21 protein-coding genes and 3 pseudogenes are annotated in these 21,667 nt (G+C 69.4%); 7 read left to right on the top strand and 17 right to left on the bottom strand.

Annotated elements, in window-relative coordinates; translation table 11 throughout:
• Positions 1–328 precede the first annotated feature (328 nt).
• A complete protein-coding gene (locus V8690_RS03990; RefSeq protein WP_338785241.1) occupies positions 329–532 on the top strand; it encodes a DUF397 domain-containing protein in 204 nt (67 codons plus the stop codon).
• Between the two features lie 86 nt (positions 533–618).
• On the top strand, positions 619–1,095 hold the full coding sequence (locus V8690_RS03995; RefSeq protein WP_338775918.1) for a hypothetical protein: 477 nt from the start codon (positions 619–621) through the stop codon (positions 1,093–1,095).
• Between the two features lie 393 nt (positions 1,096–1,488).
• On the opposite strand, the pseudogene V8690_RS04000 reads toward V8690_RS03995, so the two are convergent.
• Positions 1,489–2,490, bottom strand: a pseudogene (locus V8690_RS04000) (IS5 family transposase).
• A gap of 115 nt (positions 2,491–2,605) precedes the next feature.
• Here V8690_RS04000 and V8690_RS04005 point away from each other — a divergent pair.
• Positions 2,606–3,421: an IS5 family transposase gene (locus V8690_RS04005; RefSeq protein ID WP_338775919.1), complete on the top strand. Its 816-nt coding sequence runs from the start codon at positions 2,606–2,608 to the stop codon at positions 3,419–3,421.
• Positions 3,422–3,443: 22 nt separating this feature from the next.
• Positions 3,444–4,097 (top strand): class I SAM-dependent methyltransferase, encoded by a 654-nt coding sequence (locus V8690_RS04010; RefSeq protein WP_338775920.1) that lies wholly within the window; start codon positions 3,444–3,446, stop codon positions 4,095–4,097.
• Positions 4,098–4,202: 105 nt separating this feature from the next.
• On the opposite strand, the pseudogene V8690_RS04015 reads toward V8690_RS04010, so the two are convergent.
• Positions 4,203–4,493, bottom strand: a pseudogene (locus V8690_RS04015) (IS630 family transposase); the annotation flags it as partial.
• 274 nt (positions 4,494–4,767) lie between these two features.
• On the opposite strand from V8690_RS04015, the gene V8690_RS04020 reads away from it, so the two are divergent.
• A complete protein-coding gene (locus V8690_RS04020; protein ID WP_338775921.1) occupies positions 4,768–5,406 on the top strand; it encodes an RNA polymerase sigma factor in 639 nt (212 codons plus the stop codon).
• Positions 5,403–5,705 (top strand): hypothetical protein, encoded by a 303-nt coding sequence (locus tag V8690_RS04025; RefSeq protein ID WP_338775922.1) that lies wholly within the window; start codon positions 5,403–5,405, stop codon positions 5,703–5,705. The genes V8690_RS04020 and V8690_RS04025 overlap by 4 nt, the downstream gene beginning before the upstream one ends.
• A gap of 879 nt (positions 5,706–6,584) precedes the next feature.
• On the opposite strand, the pseudogene V8690_RS04030 reads toward V8690_RS04025, so the two are convergent.
• The 15 genes and pseudogenes from V8690_RS04030 to V8690_RS04100 all read right to left on the bottom strand — a co-directional run.
• Positions 6,585–6,854, bottom strand: a pseudogene (locus tag V8690_RS04030) (pentapeptide repeat-containing protein); the annotation flags it as partial.
• A gap of 14 nt (positions 6,855–6,868) precedes the next feature.
• On the bottom strand, positions 6,869–7,972 hold the full coding sequence (locus V8690_RS04035; protein WP_338775923.1) for a dipeptide ABC transporter ATP-binding protein: 1,104 nt from the start codon (positions 7,970–7,972) through the stop codon (positions 6,869–6,871).
• A 23-nt stretch (positions 7,973–7,995) separates the two neighbouring features.
• Positions 7,996–9,096, bottom strand: coding sequence for an ABC transporter ATP-binding protein (locus V8690_RS04040; protein WP_338775924.1), 1,101 nt, complete (start codon positions 9,094–9,096; stop codon positions 7,996–7,998).
• Positions 9,097–9,122: 26 nt separating this feature from the next.
• Positions 9,123–10,115 carry an ABC transporter permease gene (locus V8690_RS04045; RefSeq protein WP_338775925.1) on the bottom strand — a complete coding sequence of 331 codons (993 nt, stop codon included), beginning with the start codon at positions 10,113–10,115 and terminating at the stop codon, positions 9,123–9,125.
• 82 nt (positions 10,116–10,197) lie between these two features.
• Entirely contained in the window at positions 10,198–11,883 is a 1,686-nt protein-coding gene (locus tag V8690_RS04050) for an ABC transporter substrate-binding protein (RefSeq protein ID WP_338775926.1), read from the bottom strand.
• Between the two features lie 75 nt (positions 11,884–11,958).
• Entirely contained in the window at positions 11,959–12,990 is a 1,032-nt protein-coding gene (locus tag V8690_RS04055; RefSeq protein ID WP_338775927.1) for an ABC transporter permease, read from the bottom strand.
• A 303-nt stretch (positions 12,991–13,293) separates the two neighbouring features.
• Positions 13,294–14,337: an NUDIX domain-containing protein gene (locus V8690_RS04060; RefSeq protein ID WP_338775928.1), complete on the bottom strand. Its 1,044-nt coding sequence runs from the start codon at positions 14,335–14,337 to the stop codon at positions 13,294–13,296.
• 144 nt (positions 14,338–14,481) lie between these two features.
• On the bottom strand, positions 14,482–14,682 hold the full coding sequence (locus V8690_RS04065; RefSeq protein ID WP_338775929.1) for a hypothetical protein: 201 nt from the start codon (positions 14,680–14,682) through the stop codon (positions 14,482–14,484).
• 65 nt (positions 14,683–14,747) lie between these two features.
• Positions 14,748–14,984 (bottom strand): hypothetical protein, encoded by a 237-nt coding sequence (locus tag V8690_RS04070; protein ID WP_338775930.1) that lies wholly within the window; start codon positions 14,982–14,984, stop codon positions 14,748–14,750.
• Positions 14,985–15,034: 50 nt separating this feature from the next.
• Complete coding sequence (locus tag V8690_RS04075; protein ID WP_338775931.1) at positions 15,035–15,310, bottom strand: hypothetical protein; 276 nt, start codon at positions 15,308–15,310, stop codon at positions 15,035–15,037.
• 162 nt (positions 15,311–15,472) lie between these two features.
• Positions 15,473–17,866, bottom strand: a complete 2,394-nt coding sequence (locus tag V8690_RS04080) for an excinuclease ABC subunit UvrA (protein ID WP_338775932.1) — start codon at positions 17,864–17,866, stop codon at positions 15,473–15,475.
• A 119-nt stretch (positions 17,867–17,985) separates the two neighbouring features.
• Entirely contained in the window at positions 17,986–18,399 is a 414-nt protein-coding gene (locus V8690_RS04085) for a VOC family protein (protein WP_338775933.1), read from the bottom strand.
• A 10-nt stretch (positions 18,400–18,409) separates the two neighbouring features.
• Positions 18,410–18,853 (bottom strand): helix-turn-helix transcriptional regulator, encoded by a 444-nt coding sequence (locus V8690_RS04090; protein ID WP_338775934.1) that lies wholly within the window; start codon positions 18,851–18,853, stop codon positions 18,410–18,412.
• 76 nt (positions 18,854–18,929) lie between these two features.
• The gene (locus V8690_RS04095; protein ID WP_338775935.1) at positions 18,930–19,247 is read right to left on the bottom strand and encodes a hypothetical protein; all 318 of its coding nucleotides are present in this window, start codon (positions 19,245–19,247) and stop codon (positions 18,930–18,932) included.
• 240 nt (positions 19,248–19,487) lie between these two features.
• Positions 19,488–20,441: an ROK family protein gene (locus V8690_RS04100; RefSeq protein WP_338775936.1), complete on the bottom strand. Its 954-nt coding sequence runs from the start codon at positions 20,439–20,441 to the stop codon at positions 19,488–19,490.
• A 186-nt stretch (positions 20,442–20,627) separates the two neighbouring features.
• Between V8690_RS04100 and V8690_RS04105 the strand changes: the two genes are divergently transcribed.
• The gene (locus V8690_RS04105) at positions 20,628–21,665 is read left to right on the top strand and encodes a LacI family DNA-binding transcriptional regulator (RefSeq protein ID WP_338775937.1); all 1,038 of its coding nucleotides are present in this window, start codon (positions 20,628–20,630) and stop codon (positions 21,663–21,665) included.
• The last annotated feature ends 2 nt before the right edge of the window (positions 21,666–21,667 follow it).

The raw sequence follows: 21,667 nt of genomic DNA on the forward strand, positions 1-21,667 counted from the left end.
AACGAGTGGGCACGCCGGAAGCGGTGCTGCGAACGTGCGGTGGCTGGGCGGCTACCGGCATCCGCGAGCAGGCCCGGAGCGATTCACTTATGTGACCTCCGAGAAGTGATGTCTATGGCTCGTTTGCACGCCGCAGGGCGCCTCCCTGGCTATGGCGACGCGTTTTGGAGTCTGGCGCAAGTTCCGGAACCTGCGCCAGACCCGGTTCGTGGCTCCACTTGGCAGTCAGGGCTGGGCCCACCGGCGTTGAAGGCAGGGCGATGTGAATGAGTTGCTTCAGTGGAGGCGACGGGGCGGTGCCGAGGCCGAGGCGGCCCTCTCGTGAGGGCTGCCGAAGGGATGGTCCTCCAGCGAGCGACCCCGCCTCCGTGACTCCAAGTTCCCCCACGGACCCGCCCTGACCATCCCCCCGGAGGCGTTCGCGGCGTTCGTCGATCATGTGCGCTGGGGCGTCCGCTTCCAGGGAGGACCGCGAACGGCGGCATGGCCGACGGGCGGGGGCCTGCCGGTCTCCTGCCCGGCCGCACCCTGAAACCTTATAGGTACCGGTACCCGCGACTCCCCCTGAAGCTGACTGCTGTAACGCACAAGGCTATTGGCCTCAGGAGGGGAACGAACATGACCGGCAGAACTCTGAGCCGCAGGACCGCGGCCGCCACCACCGCCGCGCTCGCCATGACGGCCGCGCTGATCACCGGGGCGGCCGCCGCCCCGGCGAGCGCGGCGACGGCGGCCGTCGTCTGCTCCGACCTGGGGATCCTGAGCGATCCGCAGAATGCCTCCAGCACGGGCACGGCGAAGACGGCCACCGGCACCACAGGCACAGCCCAGGTCCGGTACGGCACCTACGGCGGTGTGCGGTACGCCTGGGCGCGGACGACCAGCTATGAGTACGACAGCCTGTACATCAAGTTCGAGATCGACACCAACGGCGACGGCGACGCCAACTGCTCCCACTACAGGGAGGCGACGAGCCGGACGTACACCACGGGCAGGCAGACCGAGCGGGGGGACGGCGTCCGCTACCGGGGCTGCCTGCTGTTCGACCCCGCCCACGACTGCGACGCGGCCGCCACCAAGACCGGTTGGTGGTAGGAGCCGGTGCGTTCCCTGGTCGTACACCTAACAGGCCTTCACTCGGGTGTGCGACCGTGGCTTGGTCACGGCGGGCAGGTTCGTCCGGGTGTGCACCCCCTGGACAACAGTGCCCTCAACAACGTGTACGTCGTGCCCACGCGCATGTGGGGGGCGCCGCCCTCGCTGTCCCAGTACTGGAAGGTGATTTTCCCGCCTGAGCAGTAGGCGGAGGCAGGCGCCGGAAGTCAGGGCTTCTTGGCAACTCTGGGTGAACGAAGCCAACAGGGAGCCGGGCGCCCTGACTGCCGGTGCCGCAGCCTTTTGACGGTTTGAGCATGTTCACGTCGGGCCGCGTATGTACGGACCTGCGGACGCCATGGTTCCGGCGGAAGGACACGCGCTTAGTTGTCATCAAGGGGTGGTTCGTGTGAAATCCTTGATCCAGATCATCGAGGCGCGAAGGTAGAGGCCGGCGAGGCAGCTGTCCGGGGTCTTGTCGTAGCGGGTTGCGATGCCCGGCCATGCCTTCATCCTGTTGATCGCGCGTTCGACGGTGTTCCGTTCCTCGTAGAGCTCGGTGTCGTGGCTGACGGGCCTGCCACCCCTGCTGCCCTTCTTCTTCCGGTTGGCGGTCTGGTCCTTCTTCTCCGGGATCACCGCCTTGATGCGGCGTTTACGCAGGTAGGCGCGGTTACCGCGGGACGAGTAAGCCTTGTCTCCGGCAACCGCGTCGGGCCGGGTGCGGGAACGGCCGACAGGCCCGCGCACCCGCACCTTCTTCAGGACGGGGATGAACTGCGGGCTGTCCGCCGCCTGGCCCGCGGTCAGGAGGAGGGCCAGGGGGCGGCACTTCCGATCGGCGGCGAGGTGGACCTTGCTGGTCTGCCCGCCCCTGGAACGTCCCAGGAGAACGGCCTTCAGCCGGAGTTTGCGCCGGCGCCGGATGCGTCGCCGCTCCTCCCGCTCGGCATCGATCTCGGCGTCCTGGCCGTCTTCTTCTTCGAGGCTGCCCCTTTTGACCTGCCCTTCTCCGCCTCGGTCGCTGCCTTTTCCATGGCGGTGAGGACGTCCTCGCCCAGGTGCATCCCGGCAGCGTCGTGGTGAGCGCGCGGTGGTGGAGTCGATGCTTACCAGGGACAGATCCACCTCACCCCGTTTCGCGGCTTCCGCGATCAGGCCCTGCAGCAGGGCCTCGAAGACGCGCGCGTCACGCCACTGCCGGAAGCGGTTGTGGACGGTCGACCAGGCGCCGAACTCCTGCGGCATCTCCCGCCACTGCCCGCCGGTCTTGAATCGCCAGATCACACCCTCGTACTGCTGCCGCAGCCGCCCGGGGTACGGGCCGTACTCGCCGATCGGCAGGTACGGCCCGATGAACTCCCACTCATCGTCCGTCAGTTGCACTCGCGTCACACGAGAAGATCTACCGGTCCAGGCCCCACCGAGAGGGCGAATCCCGCAGAGTGATCACGACTCGATACGCTCCCTAAGACGGTGTCCTATGTGGTGATCGCTCGTTGGTCCGTTCATGGGGCGGGGTACATGGAGTTGGATTGTTCCGGACGGCTTGTGGGAGCTTGCCAGGCCGTTGATTCCGCAGGAGCGGGTGCGGCCCCAGGGCGGCGGGACTCAGAACACGCCTGATGAGACGCTGTTCGCGGCGATCATCTACGTGCTGGTCAGCGGCTGCGCATGGCGGGCTTTGCCGCCGTGCTTCGGCATATCGAAGTCGACGGCCCATCGCCGGTTCATGATCTGGTCGCGGGCCGGCGTCTGGGCCGGCTCCACGAAGCGGTCCTGCACCAACTCGACGACGCAGGCCTCATCGACGTCTCCCGCGTCGTCCTGGACTCCGCGCACGTGCGCGCTAAAAGGGGGCGAACATACAGGTCCGAGCCCCGTGGACCGGGGCAGGCCGGGTTCCAAGATGCACGTCCTGTCGGACGCGAACGGACTGCCCCTGGTCGTCGGCGTCTCCGCCGCCAACGTCCACGACAGCGAAGGCCTGAAGCCCATGGTCGCGGGTCACCAAACGAGACACGACCCCCACAACGGCCGCTACTTCAAGCCCCAACGCCTGCATGCCGACAAGGCGTACGACATTCCCCACCTGCGGAAATGGTTACGCGGCAAGCGCATCGGAGTGCGCATCGCCCGCAAGGGCATCGAGTCCAGCGAACGATTGGGCCGCCGCCGCTGGGTGATCGAACGGACCATCTCCTGGCTGTCCGGCTACCGCCGACTCAGCCCCCGCTACGAACGCAATCCCCGCAACTACCTGGCCTTCCTCGGACTCGCCGCAGCCATCTGCTGCTACAAGCGGTACGTCCGCCTCACCACATAGGACACCGTCTAAGGACGCCCGCATGGCCGAGCCCTCCTTTCTGACCGCCGTACGTGAGTCGTACGACACGGTTGCCGTCGACTACGTAGAACGCGTCCCGCCTCCAGCCCAGATGGACCCGCTGTCACGCGCGATGCTGGCAGGGTTCGCCGAACTCGTGCGGACGGCCGGACTGGGACCGGTCGCGGACCTGGGATGCGGCCCCGGCCGCGTGACGGCGCACCTGGCCGGGATGGGGGTGTCCGCCTTCGGCGTCGATCTGTCACCGAAGATGATCGGGCTGGCCCGCCACGCCTATCCGAATCTGCGGTTCACCGAGGGCTCGATGACCTCACTGGAGATGGGGGACGACGAACTCGGCGGCATCCTTGCCTGGTACTCCACCCATCACACGCCTCCGCAGTGGCTGCCGGCGGTGTTCGCCGAGTTCCACCGCACGCTCGCGCCCGGCGGCTACCTGCTCTGGGGAGACTATGTCGGCGATGAACGGCTGCATCCGACCCAGGGTTATGGCCGTCCGGTGTCCTACGAGTCGTACCTTCTGCCGCTGGACCGCATAGTCGGCCTGCTGGACCAGGCCGGACTCGTTGTCACCGCGAGACTGGAGCAGGAGCCCGGCGGACGGGTGAACAGACCGCGCGCCTGCCTCCTGACCCGCAAGCCCGAAAGGCCCTGACGGCGCTTGTTCCTGCGGCGAGGCCGCTCGTGCCAGAACGCAGACGATCACGGGGCGGGCGGGTCAGGGCACTGGGCGGAGAGGGCGGCCGCCCCAGCGGATGTCGGCGGAGAGGTTGTCGAGGATGACGTAGACCGGGGCGCCGTCCGGGCGGGCCGCCCGGATGCTCTTGAGCGCGGTGAGAGTGTGATCGGTGCCCTTGCGACGGTGGTTGACACCCCAGAGAGTGTCGTCGCCGACCGAGTGGCAACCGTGGAAGTAGCGCACTCCGTGGGTGCGGTGGAAGGTGGCCGGGTGCCGGTCGGGCCTGCTCTGCCTGGCCCAGCAGGTCCCGGCGGTCGGGCGGATGCCGAGCGGGCCGAACTCGTCGAAGGCGAAGGTGCGGTCCGGGCGCTTGGGCCAGCCGACGGAATTCGCTGACCTGCTGAAACGCGGCCTCTTCGGCGTGGGGTTCCCGCGCAGGAGCGTGGAGTTCCCCGGTAAACCGCGTGCAGGAGCACCGCTTCCCCGTCGTCCTTGACAGTTGGGCGACGTACTGGGGCTCGCACACTGGTGAGCAGCGTCACGGAGATGCCTGGTGCCGGGCGGACAGAGGTGAGTGTGGAAATTTCTCTGCGCGCCCGGATACGGGCCGGTGTTCGCCCAGCTCTTCCGCGCCCACGCACAGGCGGTGTACAGCCATGCGGCTCGGCTGACCGGGGACCGAAACACGGCGGAGGACGTCGTGTCACCGACGTTGGAGGCGTGGCGGCTGCGGGAGAAGCTGAAACCCGACGCCGAGTGGGTCGATCATGATGAGGGCGAAGGTGACGGACTGCGCGCCTGGCTGTTCGGCGTGGCCACCAACGTTCTGCGCAACACGCGGCGGGCCGCCCGGCGCCACGCGGCCGCCCTCGCGCGGCTGCCGGGCCGGGCGGCTGATCACGAGACGGTGCCCGACTTCGCCGACGCGCTGGTCTGCCGCATGGAGGACGCGGACCGGCTGGCGGCCGCCCGTGCGGCCCTGGACCGGCTGAGCAGACGCGAGCGAGAGGTGTTCGCGCTGTGCGTCTGGTCGGAACTGAGCTATGCGGCCGCCGCCGAGGCCCTCGACGTGCCGGTCAGCACCGTACGGTCCCGGCTGTCCCGCGCCCGGCAGCGACTGCGCCACCTGGCGGAGGCCGAACTCGCCCGCCGCACCAGCGCGTCCGCAAGGCCGTCGGCATCGACAGCCAAAAGCGAAACGAGATCCCCCCGCGGCAGCGGACAGGAACGAGGTGGCCGCACCGACGCGGTCCGGTCGACACAGGCACAGGAGAAACGCCGATGAAGCCCGCAGAACGCGAAGAACTGGCCCGGCTGCTGCCGAGCCCGGGTGCCCCGGTCCTGCCGAGCGACCGTCTGTCGCAACTGGAGGACCACCTGATGCAGGAGATCACCCGCCAAGCCGCCCCGCACACACGTGTCACACCCCCGGCACCGCCCGCAGGCCATCGCCCGCGTCGGCGGCTCGCCCTGATCGCCGTTCCGCTGGGCACCGCCGCCGCACTCGTCGCGACCGTCCTCGCGCTCGGCGTGAGCGGCGGGACCGAACGCCCTGCCACCGACAAGGAGGCTGTGACCCCTTGAACCGTATCGCCACGGTCGCCGCCGCGAAGAACACCACCCAGGTCCGCGACGACCAGTACGTCTCCACGCAGACCCAAGGCACCCAGCAGGTCAAGAACCAGGGGATGGCCGACCCCTTCGCCGGTAGCCGTACCTTCGCCGCGATGCTGGTGGCGCTGGTCATCGGCTCCGCCGCCGCGGGCCTCTCGGCTCTCACCCTGGCAGACGTCAAAGCCCAGGGAGAGAACACGCGACGGTACGCGGAACTGTCGGGGCAGTCCTTCGTGCCGGAAGGTACCGGCTTCTACGAACGTGCCTACCAACTGGTGGGTTACGCCGTACTCGTGGCCATGGTGATCGCCGCCGCCGGGCTGCTCGTGGCACTCGCCGACGGCATTCTGGCCCGGAGGCGGGCCCTCGCGTCGCTCGTCGCCACCGGCGCCTCACATGGCCTGCTGGCCCGCGCGCTCAGCTGGCAGGTGATCTCACCCGTGGTACCGGCGGTAGCCCTGGCGACGCTGGCCGGCATGCTGCTGCCGCGGCTGACCGTCCCCGGTACGAACGACACCGCGGACATGGAAGTGTGGCGCTGCACACCGATGCCGGGTGATCCGCATGACGCGTGCGCGGATGCCGCCTACCAGCAGGCGCACGGAGCGCTGCTCACGGCGGAGAAGGTCCCGGTCACCGTGCACATGCCGTGGGGGCAACTCCCCTGCTGGCGGGGGAGCGGTCACCGCGACCGTCGTCGTGACCCTGGTCGGCCTGCTGTTCCTGCGCATGAGCACACGGGTCACCGAGCTGCGCACGTCATGACCTCGCCGACGCCATGTGAAACCGGCAGTACGGGACGACCGACTCGTGCGGAGGCGGACGGAGGTGCACCGACCTGGTCGCCGGAACTTCCCGCAGGGCCACGTAGGTGTGCCAGGCAGCCGCGTCGTCCTCCTGGAGATCGGTTTCTGCGGTGCAGGGCAGGCGGAGGTGGGACCACAGGACGTCGATGCAGGTCTGGCGCAGTTCGCGGTTGGGTGCGTCGGCGGCGAGGCCGGCCAGCGCGTGCACGCCGCCCAGGCGGACGGCGGCCAAGTCGTCTCCGAGTTGGGAAACGGCCGTGGTGAAGCGTTCGGCGTGCAGGCGGGTGGCGTCGCGCAGGGCGCCGTCCTCGTCCCTGGTGCCTCGGATCAGGAGCGCCCCTTCAGCTCCGCGAGTGCCGGGTCGAGGACGATGTCCTGCTTGCGCGCCGCGACCGTCGGTTCCTCGGGGAAGTGGCAGGCGGTGAGATGGCCCGCGGGGCTGCCCTCGGCGCTGACCAGTCGGGGTTCCTCGGTGGCGCACTTGTCCTGGGCCTTCCAGCAGCGGGTGCGGAAGCGGCAGCCGGAGGGCGGGTCGATCGGTGAGGGCACGTCCCCGGCCAGCCGGATGCGTTCGCGCCGCTCGATGGCGTCCGGGTCGGCCTCGGGGACGGCGGACAGCAGCGCGTGGGTGTAGGGGTGCCGGGGCCGGGTGTAGAGGGACTCCCGGTCGGCCACCTCGACGATCTTGCCGAGGTACATGACGGCGACGCGTTCGGAGAAGTGCCGTACGACGGCGAGGTCGTGGGCGATGAAGACGAAGGCGATGCCGAACTCCCGCTGGAGGTCCTGGAGGAGGTTGACGACCTGCGCCTGGATGGAGACGTCCAGCGCGGAGACGGGTTCGTCGGCCACGATCAGCTTGGGCCGCAGGGCGAGGGCGCGGGCGATGCCGATGCGCTGGCGCTGGCCGCCGGAGAACTCGTTCGGGTAGCGGTTGTAGTGCTCGGGGTTGAGGCCCACCGTCTCCAGGAGTTCCTGGGCGCGCCGTTTGTGGCCCTGGGGCGGGTTGATGCCGTTGAGCCGCATCGGCGTCTCGATGATGGTGCCGACGGTGTGCCGGGGGTTCAAGGAGGAGTACGGGTCCTGGAAGATCATCTGGAGGTTGCGGCGGGCCTCACGCATCCGCGCGGCGGGCCGGTGGGTGATGTCCTCGCCGTCGAACACGACGGAACCGCCGGTGGGTTCGAGCAGCCGAGTGATCAGGCGGCCGGTGGTCGACTTGCCGCAGCCGGATTCACCGACCAGGCCCAGCGACTCGGCCGGCCCGACGGAGAAGTCGATGCCGTCGACGGCGCGGACCGCCCCGATCTGCCGCTGGAAGACGATGCCCTGCCGGATGGGGAAGTACTTCTGGAGGCCCCGCACTTCGAGGAGGTTCTCGCCGGTGGCGCGGTCGGTGGTCTGCCCGGTGAGGGACTGGGTGGTGCTCACGTCATGCTCCCTTTCGTCCGCCGTCACTGCGCGGCCCGTGCGGCTGCGTCGCCGCGGTCGTCCGGGCCCGCCCCGCCGCGGATCTCCTGCTTGGCCTCGTCGGTGAGATGGCACGCGGCGAGGTGCCCTCCGGTGCCGGCGACGAGGCGCAGCTCGGGCCGTTCCACGGTGCAACGCCCCTCCGGAACCCAGCCCTTGTAGGCGCAGCGCGGGTGGAAGGAGCAGCCGTCCGGCAGGTTGATCAGGCTCGGCGGGGTGCCGGGGATCGGGTTGAGCCGTTCGCCGACGTCGCCGGTGAGGTGCGGCATCGACTGCAACAGGCCCCAGGTGTAGGGGTGCTGGGGCTGCTTGAGGACCTCGCGGGTGGTGCCGTACTCGATCCGGCGGCCGGCGTACATCACCAGGATGTCGTCGGCGATGTCGGAGACCACGCCGAGGTCGTGCGTGATGATGACGACGGCGGAGCCGAACTCCTCCTGGAGGTCGCGGATCAGGTCCAGGATCTGCGCCTGGACGGTGACGTCCAGGGCGGTGGTGGGCTCGTCGGCGATGAGCAGGGCGGGGTCGCAGACCAGCGACATGGCGATCATGGCGCGCTGGCGCATGCCGCCGGAGAACTGGTGCGGATAGTCCCTGACCCGGCGCTCGGGCTGCGGGATGCCGACCCGCTTGAGCATCTCGACCGCGCGGTCCCTGGCCTCCTTCTTGGAGACCTTGTGGTGCACGCGGTAGGCCTCGGCGATCTGGGCGCCGACGGTGAAGAAGGGGTGCAGCGCGGAGAGCGGGTCCTGGAAGATCATGGAGACCGTACGGCCGCGCAGTTCGCGCATGTCCGCCTCGGGCAGGGCGACGAGTTCCCTGCCCTCCAGCCAGATCTCGCCGCTGACCTGGGCGCGGGTGCCCTTGTGCAGTCCGAGCAGGGCCAGCGAGGTCACCGACTTGCCGGAGCCGGACTCGCCGACGATGCCGAGGGTCTTGCCCTTCTCCAGGGTGAAGGAGACGCCGTCGACGGACTTGACGAGGCCGTCCTCGGTCGGGAAGTGCACCCTCAGGTCGCGTACGTCGAGGAAGGGTGCGGGCGCGGACGTGACGTCCGCGGGCTGCGGTGAGGTCTGAACGGACACGGTGTTCCTAAGGACGAAAGAAGGGCTCAGGCGAGGCGCACGCGCGGGTCGACGAGGCCGTACACCAGGTCGACGACCACGTTGGCGAGGACGACGAACGTCGCGGCGAAGAGCGTGGTGCCGAGGATGACGGGCAGGTCGGAGTTCTGGACGGAGTCGACCGCGAGCTTGCCGATGCCGTTGATGCCGAACACCGACTCGGTGATGACCGCGGAGCCGCCGATCAGGGAGCCGACGTCCATGCCGAAGATGGTGATGATCGGGGTGATGGCGGCCCGCAGCCCGTGCTTGAGGACGACGGTGGCGGCCGGCAGGCCCTTGGCGCGGGCGGTGCGCATGTAGTCCTCGGCGAAGACCTCCAGCATGGAGGAGCGGGTGAGCCGGGTGTACATCGCGAGGTAGACGATGACCAGGGTGCTCCAGGGCAGGATCAGGCCCTTGAACCAGCCGACCGGGTCCTCGGTGATCGACGTGTAGCCGGAGGTCGGCAGGATCTGGAACTTGTCGACGAAGAGGTACAGCAGGAGCAGGCCGATGAAGTAGATCTGCACCGAGACGCCGAACAGGGCCAGTCCGACCGCCGCCTTGTCGGCGGCCCTGCCCCTTCGGACAGCGGCCACCGTACCGAGGCCGACACCCAGGATCAGGAACGCCACCGCGGCGCCGAGGCCGAGGGAGAGGTCCGCCGGGAAGTCCTGGAGCAGCGTGGTCAGGACGGGGGTGTCGGTCTGGAAGGAAATGCCGAGGCAGGGCGCGCCACAGTGGATGCGGACGCTCTGGTCGCCGTAGTCACGGCCCACGACCAGCCCCTTGACGAACTCCCAATACTGAGTCAGGTAGCTCTGGTCCAGGCCCAGCGAGTGCTTGATCTCCGCGAGGCGGGACGGGGAGCAGGTCTTTCCGCAGGCCAGGAGTGCGGGGTCGGACGGCAGTGCGAAGAAGATGAAGAAGGTGATCGTGGTGATCACCAGCATGATCGCGGCCGCTGCCAGCAGGCGTCTGATGAGGTAACGAAACATGGGGTGCCGGGACCTGACGTGAGTGGGATGCCCGCCGGCGGCCGGGACCGCCGGCGGGGTTCAGAGCTTCAGGAGGGACACGTCACTGCTTGACGTAGGCGTGCACCAGGCTGGGTTCGGCCATGATCGGATCGTCGATGACACCGCCGACCTTCGAGCCGCTCACCTCGCTGAAGTTCATGTACATCAGCGGGACCACGGCGGCGTCCTTCATGATCTGCTCGTCCAGCTCCCCGTAAGCGGCGTTGCGCTGCTTGATGTCGGTCATCTTGCCGATCTTGTCGATCTGCGCGTTGACCTTCGGGTCGTTCAGGTACGAGATGTCGTTGTTGGACTGCGGGAGCTTCTTGATCTGCCGCCCGTCGAAGAGGGTGGGCAGCACGGTGGAGGCGTTCGGCCAGTCCGCGATCCAGTCGCCCCACGTCAGGTCGTACTGGTTCTTCACGTTGTCCACGGTGCTGAAGTAGTTGTTCTTGTCGATCGGAGTGATGTTCACCGTGATGCCGATCTTCGCGAGCGCGGTCTTCACGGCGTCCGCGAAGTGCTCGTGCGTGGGAATGTTCTCCACCGCGAGCGACATCGTCGGCTTGGGGTTGCCGGCCTGCTTCATCAGGGCCTTGGCCTTGGTGAGGTCACCGGCGGGGTTGCCGCTGTAGAGGTTGAAGTCCTTGTGGCCGTCGATGCCCGGGGCGAGCATCGTGGTGGCGTAGTTGCCGTAGGCCGAACCGCCGAAGGCCCCGCGTACGGTGGTCTTGTCGACGGCGTACTCGATCGCCTCGCGGACCTTGATGTCCTTGACCCGGTTCATGTTGATCGCCATGTAGTTGATGCCCGGGGCCGGGATCTTGTAATAGCGCGACTTGAGCGACGGGTCGCCCGCCATCGTCGTCAGGTCGGAGCCGGCGATCGGCGTCTGCGTGATCGCGGTCTGCGCGGATCCGCCGTCGGACTTGATCTGCTGGTCGATGGCGGCCTGGTCCTGCCCGAACTTCGCGTCGATCTCGTCGAGGTTCTGCTGGCGGATCGGGTCGGTCGACTGGCTCCAGTTCTTGTTCCGGACGAGGACCATTTCCTTGTTCTTGGTGTACGACTTGATCATGTAGGGCCCGTCGGACCAGACATGCGTGTCGTACGTGGCACCGGTGTCGTGTGCCTTGGGCACCGCCGACCACCCGGTCATGGCGGTCGTCTCGTTGAAGTCGGCGACGGGTTGGTTGAGATGGAAGACGAGGGTGTACTTGTCCGGTGTCTGGATCGAGTCCAGCTGCTTGCCCTGGTACGGGCCCTTGTACGAATCGCCGCCGACCAGCCACTGACTGGCGTACGGCGGGCCGCCGTTGATGTCCGGGGAGAACGCCCGCTCGACGCCGTACTTGACGTCCTGCGCGGTGACTTCGCTGCCGTCCTGCCACTTGACCCCGTGGCGCAGGTGGAACGTCCACACGGTGGCACCCTTGCTGGGCGTTCCCGTGTCGGTGGCAAGGTCGCCGACCAGCTTGGGCTCGGACCGCGTCTCGTCCCATCCGGTGAGGGTGCGGACGAGTTCGTAGTCCATGCTCGAACCCTCGGTGGTGTAGGTCCGCTGAGGGTCGATGTGGTTGAAGTCGGCGTCGTCGAGGATCGTCAGCGTGCCGCCCTTCGACGGGGAGCCGCTGGCGCTGTTGCCGGAGGACCCTCCGCATGCGGTGGCTCCAAGGGCGATCACGACAACGGTTGCCGTGAGAGCGACCGTGCGCGATCTGCGCGTGCTGCGCGTGCTGCGCGTCATTGAGGAAACTCCGTTCTTGCTACGGGCTCGGCGGCCGTTCGTGGGGCCGCCGGGCCGACACTCGGGGGTGGCTTGTCAGCCGCGCCGGGCGCGGGGATCCAGGGCGTCCCGGACGCCGTCCCCGAGGAGGTTGAGCGCCAGGACCAGGAGGAAGAGCAGGACGCCGGGTACGAAGAGGTACATCGGGTCCTGGAGGAAGAACTGGGAGGCGTCCGACAGCAGGGCTCCCCAGTCGGGGTTGGGCGGGATGACGCCGACACCCAGGTACGACAGGGCCGCCTCGGTGGTGATGTTCTGCGGGACGGCGAGGGCGAAGGAGATCAGGATCGGCGCCCACAGGTTGGGCAGCAGCTGCCGGAAGAGGATGTGCCGCCGGCCGGCGCTCATCAGCCGCGCGGCGTCGACGAACTCCCGCTCGCGCATGGAGAGCACCTGTCCGCGCACCAGACGGGCGGTGTACGCCCAGGCGAAGACGGCGATGTTGAGGACCAGGACGAGCAGCCGGAGGTTCTCGTCGGTGCCGCCGTGGGTGTTGGTCTGGAGCGCGTTCTGGATCACCGGGGTGAGCGCGATGATGAACAGCAGCTGCGGGAACGCCAGCATCACGTCCATGACCCGGGACAGCAGGGAGTCGACCCAGCCGCCGAAGTCGCCGGCCGCGAGCCCCGCCACGACACCGACCGCGGTGGACAGCACGGCCGAGGCGAAGCCCACGTAGAGGGAGGTGCGCAGGCCGTAGACGATGCGGGCGAACAGGTCGTAGCCGGTGCCCGGTTCGACGCCGAGGAGGTGCTGGGCGCTGATGCCGCCCAGCGATCCGTAGGGGAAGTTGCCCGTGTCGGGGTTGATCGCCTTGTTGTCGGGGGTGATCGGTCCCCAGCTGGTCAGCGCGGTGAGGACCGGCGCGAGCAGTGCGATCGCAATGAACAGGAGGGTGGCCACCAGGGCGGCCATGGTGACCTTGTCCCGCCGGATCCGCTTCCAGGCCATGCGGCCCGGTGAGCGGCCGGCGACGACCGTGCCGCCGGGTCTGGGGTCCTGTGTCGGCGGCTCGGTCAGCAGCGCGGTGCCGCCGCCGGTGTCGGCCGGCTGGTGTTGCGTGGTCATCGTACGGACATCCCGGATCTGCCCCTGAGGCAAGGAAATTGAGTGGCGGTCGTCAGCGCCGCCGTGAGACTCTGCGGACTTTCGCAATGCCGTGCGAGTCCGGTCAAGCCGAGCAGGGGCCAGAAAAGGGATTGTTTGCGGTCATGGAAAAGTGTTGACGAGAGCGGGGAATGTGATTACCCGTCGCGTGAAGGAGTGCGGAAGATTCCTTGGGCAGCGATTGGTAATGGGCCCGCGGACGTTTCCTTTTGCTTTTCCCTCAAAAACCCCCGCGCCGGGTAAAGCGCGCGAACGGAGTCGGCCTCAGCCGACCGGCACCCCGGCTTCCAGATAGAACGCCGCTCCGCGCTCGCGTGCCCTCAGGGCCCAGCGGAGCCGCTCGTAGCGCACCGGTGGCAGCAGGTCGGCGGCCTCCTCCTCGGTGACGAACCGCCAGTCGCGCAGCTCCGGCCCGGGCAGCAGCAGCCGGCCGGCCTCCGTGGAGTCGAGGACGCCGCCGTCGAAGAGGAGCCGCAGTCCGCCGAACCCGGGGGGCGAGGGGCGCTCCCAGTCGACGACGAGCAGGCTCGGCACCTCGTCGAGGTGGATGCCGGTCTCCTCGGCGACTTCCCGCACACCGGCGCGCGCCGGCGCCTCACCGGGCTCGACGACCCCGCCGGGGAACTCCCAGCCGGCCTTGTAGGTGGGGTCGACGAGCAGCACCCGGTCCTGCTCGTCGAAGAGGAGCACACCGGCGGCAAGCGTCTCGGTGGTGGGCTCGGGCGTCTGCACGATGTCGCAGACGGGCAGGGAGCCGCTGTTGACGGCCTCGGCGATCCGGGCGGCCGTCTCGTGGGGCGTGAGGTCGCTGGTGTCGACCGGGTGGGCGTCGGCGGTAAGCCAGGAGGCGAGGGCGGCCCGGTACGGCTCGATGTGGTCGAAGGACCACTGGCGTATTCGCATCTCGCCGTCGGGCAAGTCCTGCGGAACCCCGCGGCCCGCTATCCGCTCCCGCAGTATCGTTTCGGCCGGAGCGAGCAGGATGTGACTGACCGGAATCCTGCGGGCGGCCAGGCCGCCGAAGATCTCGTCGCGGTACTCCTGGCGCAGCAGGGTCATCGGGACCACCAGGGTCCCGCCGAGCTCGGCGAGCATCGCGGCCGCCGTGTCTATCACGAGCCGTCGCCAGATCGGCAGGTCCTGGAAGTCGCCGACCTCGGCGAGGCGTTTGGGCGGGAGGAGATACCGGAGCGCTCCGCCGATGACCTCGGGGTCGAAGAGCGTGCTGTTCGGGATCAGTTCGATCAGTTCCTGTGCGGTGGTGGTCTTCCCCGCACCGAACGCGCCGTTGATCCAGACGACGGTCACAGGTCCCCCTCTTCCGTTGGCCCCCTGAGGCTTGCCCGCTCCACCCTGCCACGGAAACCAGCCGCAGTTGAGGGCGCATGACGACGGCGCCGGCGCCCCCTCGCTCGGGAGCGCCGGTGCCGTGGGCCGGGGACGGGCGGACCGTCAGCCCTGCTCCTTCTTCTGGGCGCTGTCCTTGCCGTCCAGGGACAGGCTGTCCTCGGCGACGGTCTCGGGGAGGGTGCGGAGGGTCTCGTCCACGTTGAGGGTGCCGAAGCTCTCCCCGTGGGCGTGCGACGGGGTGACCGCCGCGACGACGAAACCGGTGGCGAGGGAGGCGATGGCGAGCATGCTGCGCTTCTTCATGCCCGGCTCAACTGCCGGACCCGCCGCGGGGTCACGCCCCGGACCCGACCAGGCGAAGCAGGGCGTCACGCCGGCTCGTCGTCCGGGTCGGCGCCCCAGGCGGCGGGGCCGCCACCGCGCCACTCGATCAGCCCGGACTCCGCCACGTACGCCTCGTCCGCGTCCTCGATCCCCGCCCGCCGCAGGAACTCGGCGACGTCCAGCAGCCCGTAGGCGATCCCGAGGAAGTGGTCGTCCACGCGTACCCGCCGGCCACCGTCCGTGGCGGGCGGGTAGATCACGACGGGCTTCACGGACGCCATGGCACCAGGGTGCGCGGGAACGGCGCCGGGCGCTCGACGGAATAGGCCGTTCAGCCCGCCTTCTGCGCGTGCCGGAATTCGTGGACATCGGCGGTGAGGGTGCCATCGTGCTGTTCGTAGTGGGACAGGGCGAGGCCCAGACCGAAGAAGGTGGGTGCCCATTCACCGACGAAGATGCCCCAGCGGTCGGCACGGGCGAGGCCGGTGCCGGGTTCCATCTTCAGGGAGCCCATCCAGGCGACGACACTCAGGCCGACGGACGCCATGGCGGCCATGTAGGCGTGCTCGCTGCGGACGCCCTTTTCGTGCATCTTCTTGATGATCATCAGCGGCTCCGTTCTGTGGGGGTTTCCGAAGACGGAGTGCCCTCGGAGCGTGCCACTATTCGCCCGTTTTGCCACTTATATGAAGATTAGGCTGATCATGACGGTGGTGAGGCGAGTGACTCCGTGGCGCACTCGCCTCACTACCGTTGCCGAGGACCCGCGTCAGGCGCCGACGTAGGCCGCGAGGTGCTCCGCGGTCAGGGTGGAACGGGCCGCGACGAGACCGGCCGGTGTGCCTTCGAAGACGATCCGGCCGCCGTCGTGGCCGGCGCCGGGGCCGAGGTCGATGATCCAGTCGGCGTGCGCCATGACCGCTTGGTGGTGCTCGATGACGACGACCGACTTGCCGGAGTCGACGAGCCGGTCGAGCAGGCCGAGCAGCTGCTCCACGTCCGCGAGGTGGAGACCGGTGGTCGGCTCGTCGAGGACGTAGACGCCGCCCTTCTCCGCCATGTGCGTGGCCAGCTTCAGGCGCTGCCGCTCGCCGCCGGAGAGCGTGGTGAGCGGCTGCCCGAGGGTGAGGTAGCCGAGCCCGACGTCGGCGAGCCGCTCCAGGATCTTGTGCGCGGCCGGGGTGCGGGCCTCGCCGCCGCCGAAGAACTCCTCGGCCTCGGCCACCGACATCGCGAGCACCTCGCTGATGTCACGGCCGCCGAGGTGGTACTCCAGCACCGAGGCCTGGAACCGCTTGCCCTCGCAGTCCTCGCAGGGGGTGTCGACGCCGGCCATCATGCCCAGGTCGAGGTAGATGACTCCGGCGCCGTTGCAGGTGGGGCAGGCGCCCTCGGAGTTGGCGCTGAAGAGGGCCGGCTTCACGCCGTTGACCTTCGCGAAAGCCTTGCGGATCGGGTCGAGCAGCCCGGTGTAGGTCGCGGGGTTGCTGCGCCGTGAGCCCTTGATCGGGCTCTGGTCCACCGAGACGACCCCCGCGTCGGCGGGGATCGACCCGTGCAGCAGGGAGCTCTTGCCGGAGCCGGCGACACCGGTGACGACTGTGAGCACCCCGAGCGGGATGTCGACGTCGACGTTCCGGAGGTTGTTCGCCGACGCGCCCCGGATCTCCAGCGCGCCGGTGGCCTTGCGCACCGTCTCCTTGAGGGTGGCCCGGTCGTCGAGATGACAACCGGTGACGGTGTCCGCGGCCCGCAGCTCCTCGACCGTGCCCTCGAAGCAGACGGTACCGCCCGCCGTGCCGGCTCCCGGGCCGAGGTCGACGACGTGGTCGGCGATCGCGATCGCCTCCGGCTTGTGCTCCACGACGAGCACCGTGTTGCCCTTGTCGCGCAGCCGCAGCAGCAGGTTGTTCATCCGCTGGATGTCGTGCGGGTGCAGGCCGATGGTCGGCTCGTCGAAGACGTAGGTGACGTCGGTGAGCGAGGAGCCGAGGTGGCGGATCATCTTCACCCGCTGCGCCTCACCGCCCGACAGCGTGCCCGCCGGCCGGTCGAGCGAGAGATAGCCCAGGCCGATCTCCACGAACGAGTCGAGCGTCCCCTGCAACGCGGTGAGCAGCGGCGCCACGGACGGCTCCGAGAGCTTCCGGACCCACTCGGCCAGGTCCCTGATCTCCATCGCGCAGGCGTCGGCGATGCTGATGTCGCCTATCTTCGAGGATCTGGCGCCCTCGCTCAGCCGGGTGCCGTCGCACTCGGGACAGACGGTGAAGGTGACCGCCCGCTCCACGAACGCCCGGATGTGCGGCTGCATCGCCTCCTTGTCCTTGGACAGGAAGGACTTCTGAATCTTGGGGATCAGCCCCTCGTAGGTGAGGTTGATGCCGTTGACCTTGATCTTGACCGGTTCCCCGTAGAGGAAGGCGTGCATCTCCTTCTTGGTGTACTCGCGAATCGGCTTGTCCGGGTCGACGAAGCCCGACTGCGCGTAGAGCTGCACGGTCCACTGGCTGTCCGACTTCCAGCCGGGGATGGTGAACGCGCCCTCGGACAGCGACTTGGAGTCGTCGTAGAGCTGGGTGAGGTCGACGTCGGAGACCTTGCCCCGGCCCTCGCAGCGGTTGCACATGCCGCCGGTGCGCTCGAAGGTCGCCTTCTGGGCCTTGGTCTTGGCGCCGCGCTCGACGGTGATCGCGCCGCTCGCCCGGACCGAGGCGGTGTTGAAGGAGTACGCGCTGGGCGGGCCGATGTGCGGCTTGCCGAGCCGGCTGAAGAGGATGCGCAGCATCGCGTTGGCGTCGGTGGCGGTGCCGACCGTGGAGCGGGGGTCGCCGCCCATCCGCTGCTGGTCCACGGCGATCGCGGTCGTCAGCCCGTCGAGTACGTCGACCTCGGGCCGGGCCCGGTTCGGCATGAAGCCCTGGAGGAAGGCGCTGTAGGTCTCGTTGATCAACCGCTGCGACTCCGCGGCGATCGTGTCGAACACGAGCGAGCTCTTGCCCGAGCCGGAAACGCCGGTGAACACCGTCAGCCGGCGCTTGGGAATCTCGATGCTGACGTCCTTGAGGTTGTTCTCGCGCGCGCCGTGCACGCGGATCACATCGTGGCTGTCGGCGACGTGCGGCCCGGACGACTGTCTGTCCGTCCTCGTGGCCATGCTCATCGGTCTCCATCTGTCGGGCGGGGCTGCCGCGGTCGGACGATCTGGCTTCCCCGCGCCGACCCGGAGAGGCGGCGCGGGGGTGGTGCGTGTGGGTCTGCGGGCCGGTCGCTACCGCGCCGTCACTGCTTCACCTGCTGGATGCGGACCATGTTGCCCGCGGGGTCGCGGAAGGCGCAGTCGCGAACGCCGTACGGCTGGTCCACGGGCTCCTGGACCACCTCGGCGTCGCCCGCCTGCACCCGCTCGAAGGCGGCGTCGACGTCGGGGGTGGCCAGGACGATGCTGGCGTAGGTGCCCTTCGCCATCATCTCGGCGATGGTCTTACGCTCGTCCTCGGTGACGCCGGGGTCGGCGGCCGGCGGATGCAGCACGATGTTCGTGCCGGGCTGGCCGACGGGGCCGACCGTGATCCAGCGCATGTCCTCGTATCCGACATCGCCCCGGACTTCGAAGCCGAGGGTGTCGCGGTAGAACGCCAGGGCGGCGTCCGGGTCGTCGTGCGGAAGGAAACTGGCGTGAATGGTGAGGTCCATGGCCATCACGCTAGTTTCGGCCCGCAGTGGGCGCTTCTCGATTCCTGATCGGTCTGGTCACCTGCTTCGCCACGCACGACGGAATCCCCGCGGTGGCGAGCACCGCCTGGCGCCGGTATGCGCTGGGCGGCATGCCGACCAGTTCCGTGAAGCGGGTGCTGAAGGTGCCCAGCGACGAGCAGCCGACCTCGAAACACACCTCGGTGACGCTGAGGTCCCCACGGCGCAGCAGCGCCATGGCCCGCTCGATGCGGCGCGTCATGAGGTAGCTGTACGGCGACTCGCCGTAGGCGCGCTTGAACTCGCGGCTGAGGTGCCCGGCCGACATGTGCACCCCCCGGGCCAGCGCCTCGACGTCCAGAGGCCGTGCGTACTCCCGGTCGATCCGGTCCTTGACCCGGCGCAGGAGGGCGAGGTCACGCAGGCGCTGCGCCGGTGCGGGTCTGCTGCTCACAGGCGCGATCGTGCCACACCGCACGCACATTCGAGCGCTTTTCGAGGGAGAACCCGGGATCCCGGACCGGCGCCCGTCAGGTGTAGTAGGTGTCGAACGATCCGATCCACCACGCGGCGAGCGGCAGGAGACTCACCTGCACGCCGGCCGTGATCCAGCACCGGCCGAGGACCGCGATCCCGAAGGCCCACCACGCCGTGGTTCGCAGCGCGCTCACCACTTCGGCCTGGTATCCCTGCCCGGTGGGGTCCATCATGCCGGGGTAGCCCATCCAGTCCTCGGTGAAGATGCCGTCCGCTCCGACCACGATGGCCGCCGACACGAGCCACAGGTCGGCCAGCAGGGCCGCCACGGCGAGCGCCAGATCGAAGCGCAGATACGCGGGCGGCGGCACCAGCAGCCGCGGGGTGTCCGTGGCACCTCACCCAGTCCTCCGGCCAGACGCGAACGAGCGTGACGACGGCGTACATCAGCGCGCCGGCCGCCGCCGCCCATCCGCCCATGAAGGCGAGCCCGAAGAACAGGATTCCGACACCCACGCCGGGCGAGATACCGCCCCGCGTCGGAGTGGTTCCCTCCGCATCAGGAACGTGCCGGGCTCCGGAGATATCCCGCCTGAACGTCCTGCTGGGCCTCACACCCCCGCCGCGGCCGTGTCCGTCCGCCGCGCCAGTGCTGCCGCCGCCGCGCCCACCAGCCCGGCATCGGTGCCCATCCGGGCCGGTGCGACGGTCAGGTGCCGGACGAAGGACAGCGTCGCGTAGGTGCTCAGGGCCTTGCGCAGGGGGGTGAACAGGATGTCGCCCGCCTTGCCCACTCCCCCGCCGATCACGGCGATCTCGATCTCCACGAGGGTCGCTGTCGCGGCGATCCCGGCGGCCAGCGCCTGGGCGGCCCGCTCGAAGGAGGCGACGGCGACCGGATCGCCGGCCCGGGCAGCGGAGGCCACCGCGGCGGCGGACGTGTCGCCGTCGGGACCGGGCCGCCAGCCGGTCTCCAGGGCGCGCCGGGCGATGTTGGGGCCGCTCGCGATGCGCTCCACGCAGCCGTGCGAGCCGCACGGACACAGATCGCCGTCGAGGTCCACGCTGATGTGGCCGATGTGGCCGGCGTTGCCCGTGGGCCCGGCGTGCAGCCGGCCGCCGAGCACCAGGCCGCCGCCGACGCCCGTGGAGACGACCATGCACAGCGCGTTGTCGTGGCCTCGGGCCGCTCCCTGCCAGTGTTCGGCCGCCGTGATCGCCACACCGTCGCCGATCAACTCGACGGGCAGGTCGCCGGCCGCGGCCCGGACGCGCCCGACAAGCGGGTAGTCGCGCCAGCCGGGCACGTTCACCGGGCTCACCGTGCCCGCCGGCCTGTCCACCGGACCGGCGCTGCCGATCCCCACGGCCGTGGCCCGCTCCCAGAGCGGCGACCCGGTGAGTTCGCCGAGCACCTCCTCCACGGCCCGCATCACGGTGTCGCCGTCCTCCCGGGCGGGCGTCGGCCGCTGGGCGCGGACGAGGATCCGTCCCTGGCCGTCCACCAGAGCGCCGGCGATCTTGGTGCCGCCGATGTCGAGCGCGGCCACGAGGTCGGTGTGCATGAGTGTCGGAACTCCCCGTCGACGGTGATAGGACTGGCCGGCCAGCAGCGGAGCGCGGTCCGGAGATTGCGGTGGACAGTCTCCCCCGAGCCTGACAACGTTGTCCAGGCCCTATGCTCGACGCCACATCCTCATACAAGCCCAGGACCGACGCACCTCGTGGACGACAGGACAGGACACCGCACCGTGCCCCAGACCAACCTCCGATCCGCCACGCGCTACGGCACCCGGCCGACCATGAAGGACGTCGCGGCACGGGCCGGGGTCGGACTCAAGACGGTCTCCCGTGTCGTGAACGGGGAGCCGGGCGTGACCCCGGAGACGGAGCGGCGGGTCCAGGAGGCGATCGAGGCGCTCGGTTTCCGCCGCAACGACAGCGCACGGGTGCTGCGCAAGGGCCGTACGGCGAGCATCGGGCTGGTCCTGGAGGACCTCGCGGACCCGTTCTACGGGCCGTTGAGCCGGTCGGTCGAGGAGGTGGCCCGCACGCACGGCGCCCTGCTGATCAACGGCTCCAGCGCGGAGGACCCGGACCGCGAGCAGGAGCTGGTGCTGGCCCTGTGCGCGCGGCGGGTGGACGGGCTGGTGGTGATCCCGGCCGGTGACGACCACCGGTACCTGGAGCCGGAGCTCAAGGCGGGGGTCGCCACGGTGTTCGTGGACCGGCCGGCCGGGCAGATCGACGCCGATGTGGTCCTGTCGGACAACTTCGGCGGCGCCCGGGACGGCGTCGCCCACCTCATCGCCCACGGACACCGCCGGATCGGCTTCATCGGTGACATGCCCCGCATCCACACCGCCTCCGAGCGGCTGCGCGGCTACCGGGCCGCGATGGAGGACGCGGGCATACCGGTGGCGGGTTCCTGGACGTCCCTCGGCGTCACCGACCCCGATCGGGTGCGCGGGGCGGCCGAGGAGATGCTGTCCGGCCGGGACCCGGTCACCGCGATCTTCGCGGCCAACAACCGGGTGACGGTCACCGTGATCCGCGTGCTCGCCGAGCAGAGCCGCCGCGTCGCCCTGGTCGGCTTCGACGACATCGAGCTGGCCGACCTGCTCCAGCCGGGCGTCACCGTCGTCGCCCAGGACGCGGCGGCCCTCGGCCGTACCGCCGCGGAACGCCTCTTCCGGCAGCTGGACGGCACCCTGGTCACCCCCGAACGCATCGAGCTGCCGACCCGGCTGATCACCCGCGGCTCGGGCGAACTTCCCCCGGCGGACTGAAC

This window comes from Streptomyces sp. DG1A-41 (genome assembly GCF_037055355.1).
Lineage (GTDB): Bacteria > Actinomycetota > Actinomycetes > Streptomycetales > Streptomycetaceae > Streptomyces.

Coding starts and splice junctions, on each gene's coding strand:
- V8690_RS03995 (WP_338775918.1), top strand. CDS start 619: ATGACCGGCAGAACTCTGAGCCGCAGGACCGCGGCCGCCACCACCGCC.
- V8690_RS04005 (WP_338775919.1), top strand. CDS start 2,606: ATGGGGCGGGGTACATGGAGTTGGATTGTTCCGGACGGCTTGTGGGAG.
- V8690_RS04010 (WP_338775920.1), top strand. CDS start 3,444: ATGGCCGAGCCCTCCTTTCTGACCGCCGTACGTGAGTCGTACGACACG.
- V8690_RS04025 (WP_338775922.1), top strand. CDS start 5,403: ATGAAGCCCGCAGAACGCGAAGAACTGGCCCGGCTGCTGCCGAGCCCG.
- V8690_RS04045 (WP_338775925.1), bottom strand. CDS start 10,115: ATGTTTCGTTACCTCATCAGACGCCTGCTGGCAGCGGCCGCGATCATG.
- V8690_RS04050 (WP_338775926.1), bottom strand. CDS start 11,883: ATGACGCGCAGCACGCGCAGCACGCGCAGATCGCGCACGGTCGCTCTC.
- V8690_RS04055 (WP_338775927.1), bottom strand. CDS start 12,990: ATGACCACGCAACACCAGCCGGCCGACACCGGCGGCGGCACCGCGCTG.
- V8690_RS04065 (WP_338775929.1), bottom strand. CDS start 14,682: ATGAAGAAGCGCAGCATGCTCGCCATCGCCTCCCTCGCCACCGGTTTC.
- V8690_RS04070 (WP_338775930.1), bottom strand. CDS start 14,984: ATGGCGTCCGTGAAGCCCGTCGTGATCTACCCGCCCGCCACGGACGGT.
- V8690_RS04075 (WP_338775931.1), bottom strand. CDS start 15,310: ATGATCATCAAGAAGATGCACGAAAAGGGCGTCCGCAGCGAGCACGCC.
- V8690_RS04080 (WP_338775932.1), bottom strand. CDS start 17,866: ATGAGCATGGCCACGAGGACGGACAGACAGTCGTCCGGGCCGCACGTC.
- V8690_RS04085 (WP_338775933.1), bottom strand. CDS start 18,399: ATGGACCTCACCATTCACGCCAGTTTCCTTCCGCACGACGACCCGGAC.
- V8690_RS04100 (WP_338775936.1), bottom strand. CDS start 20,441: ATGCACACCGACCTCGTGGCCGCGCTCGACATCGGCGGCACCAAGATC.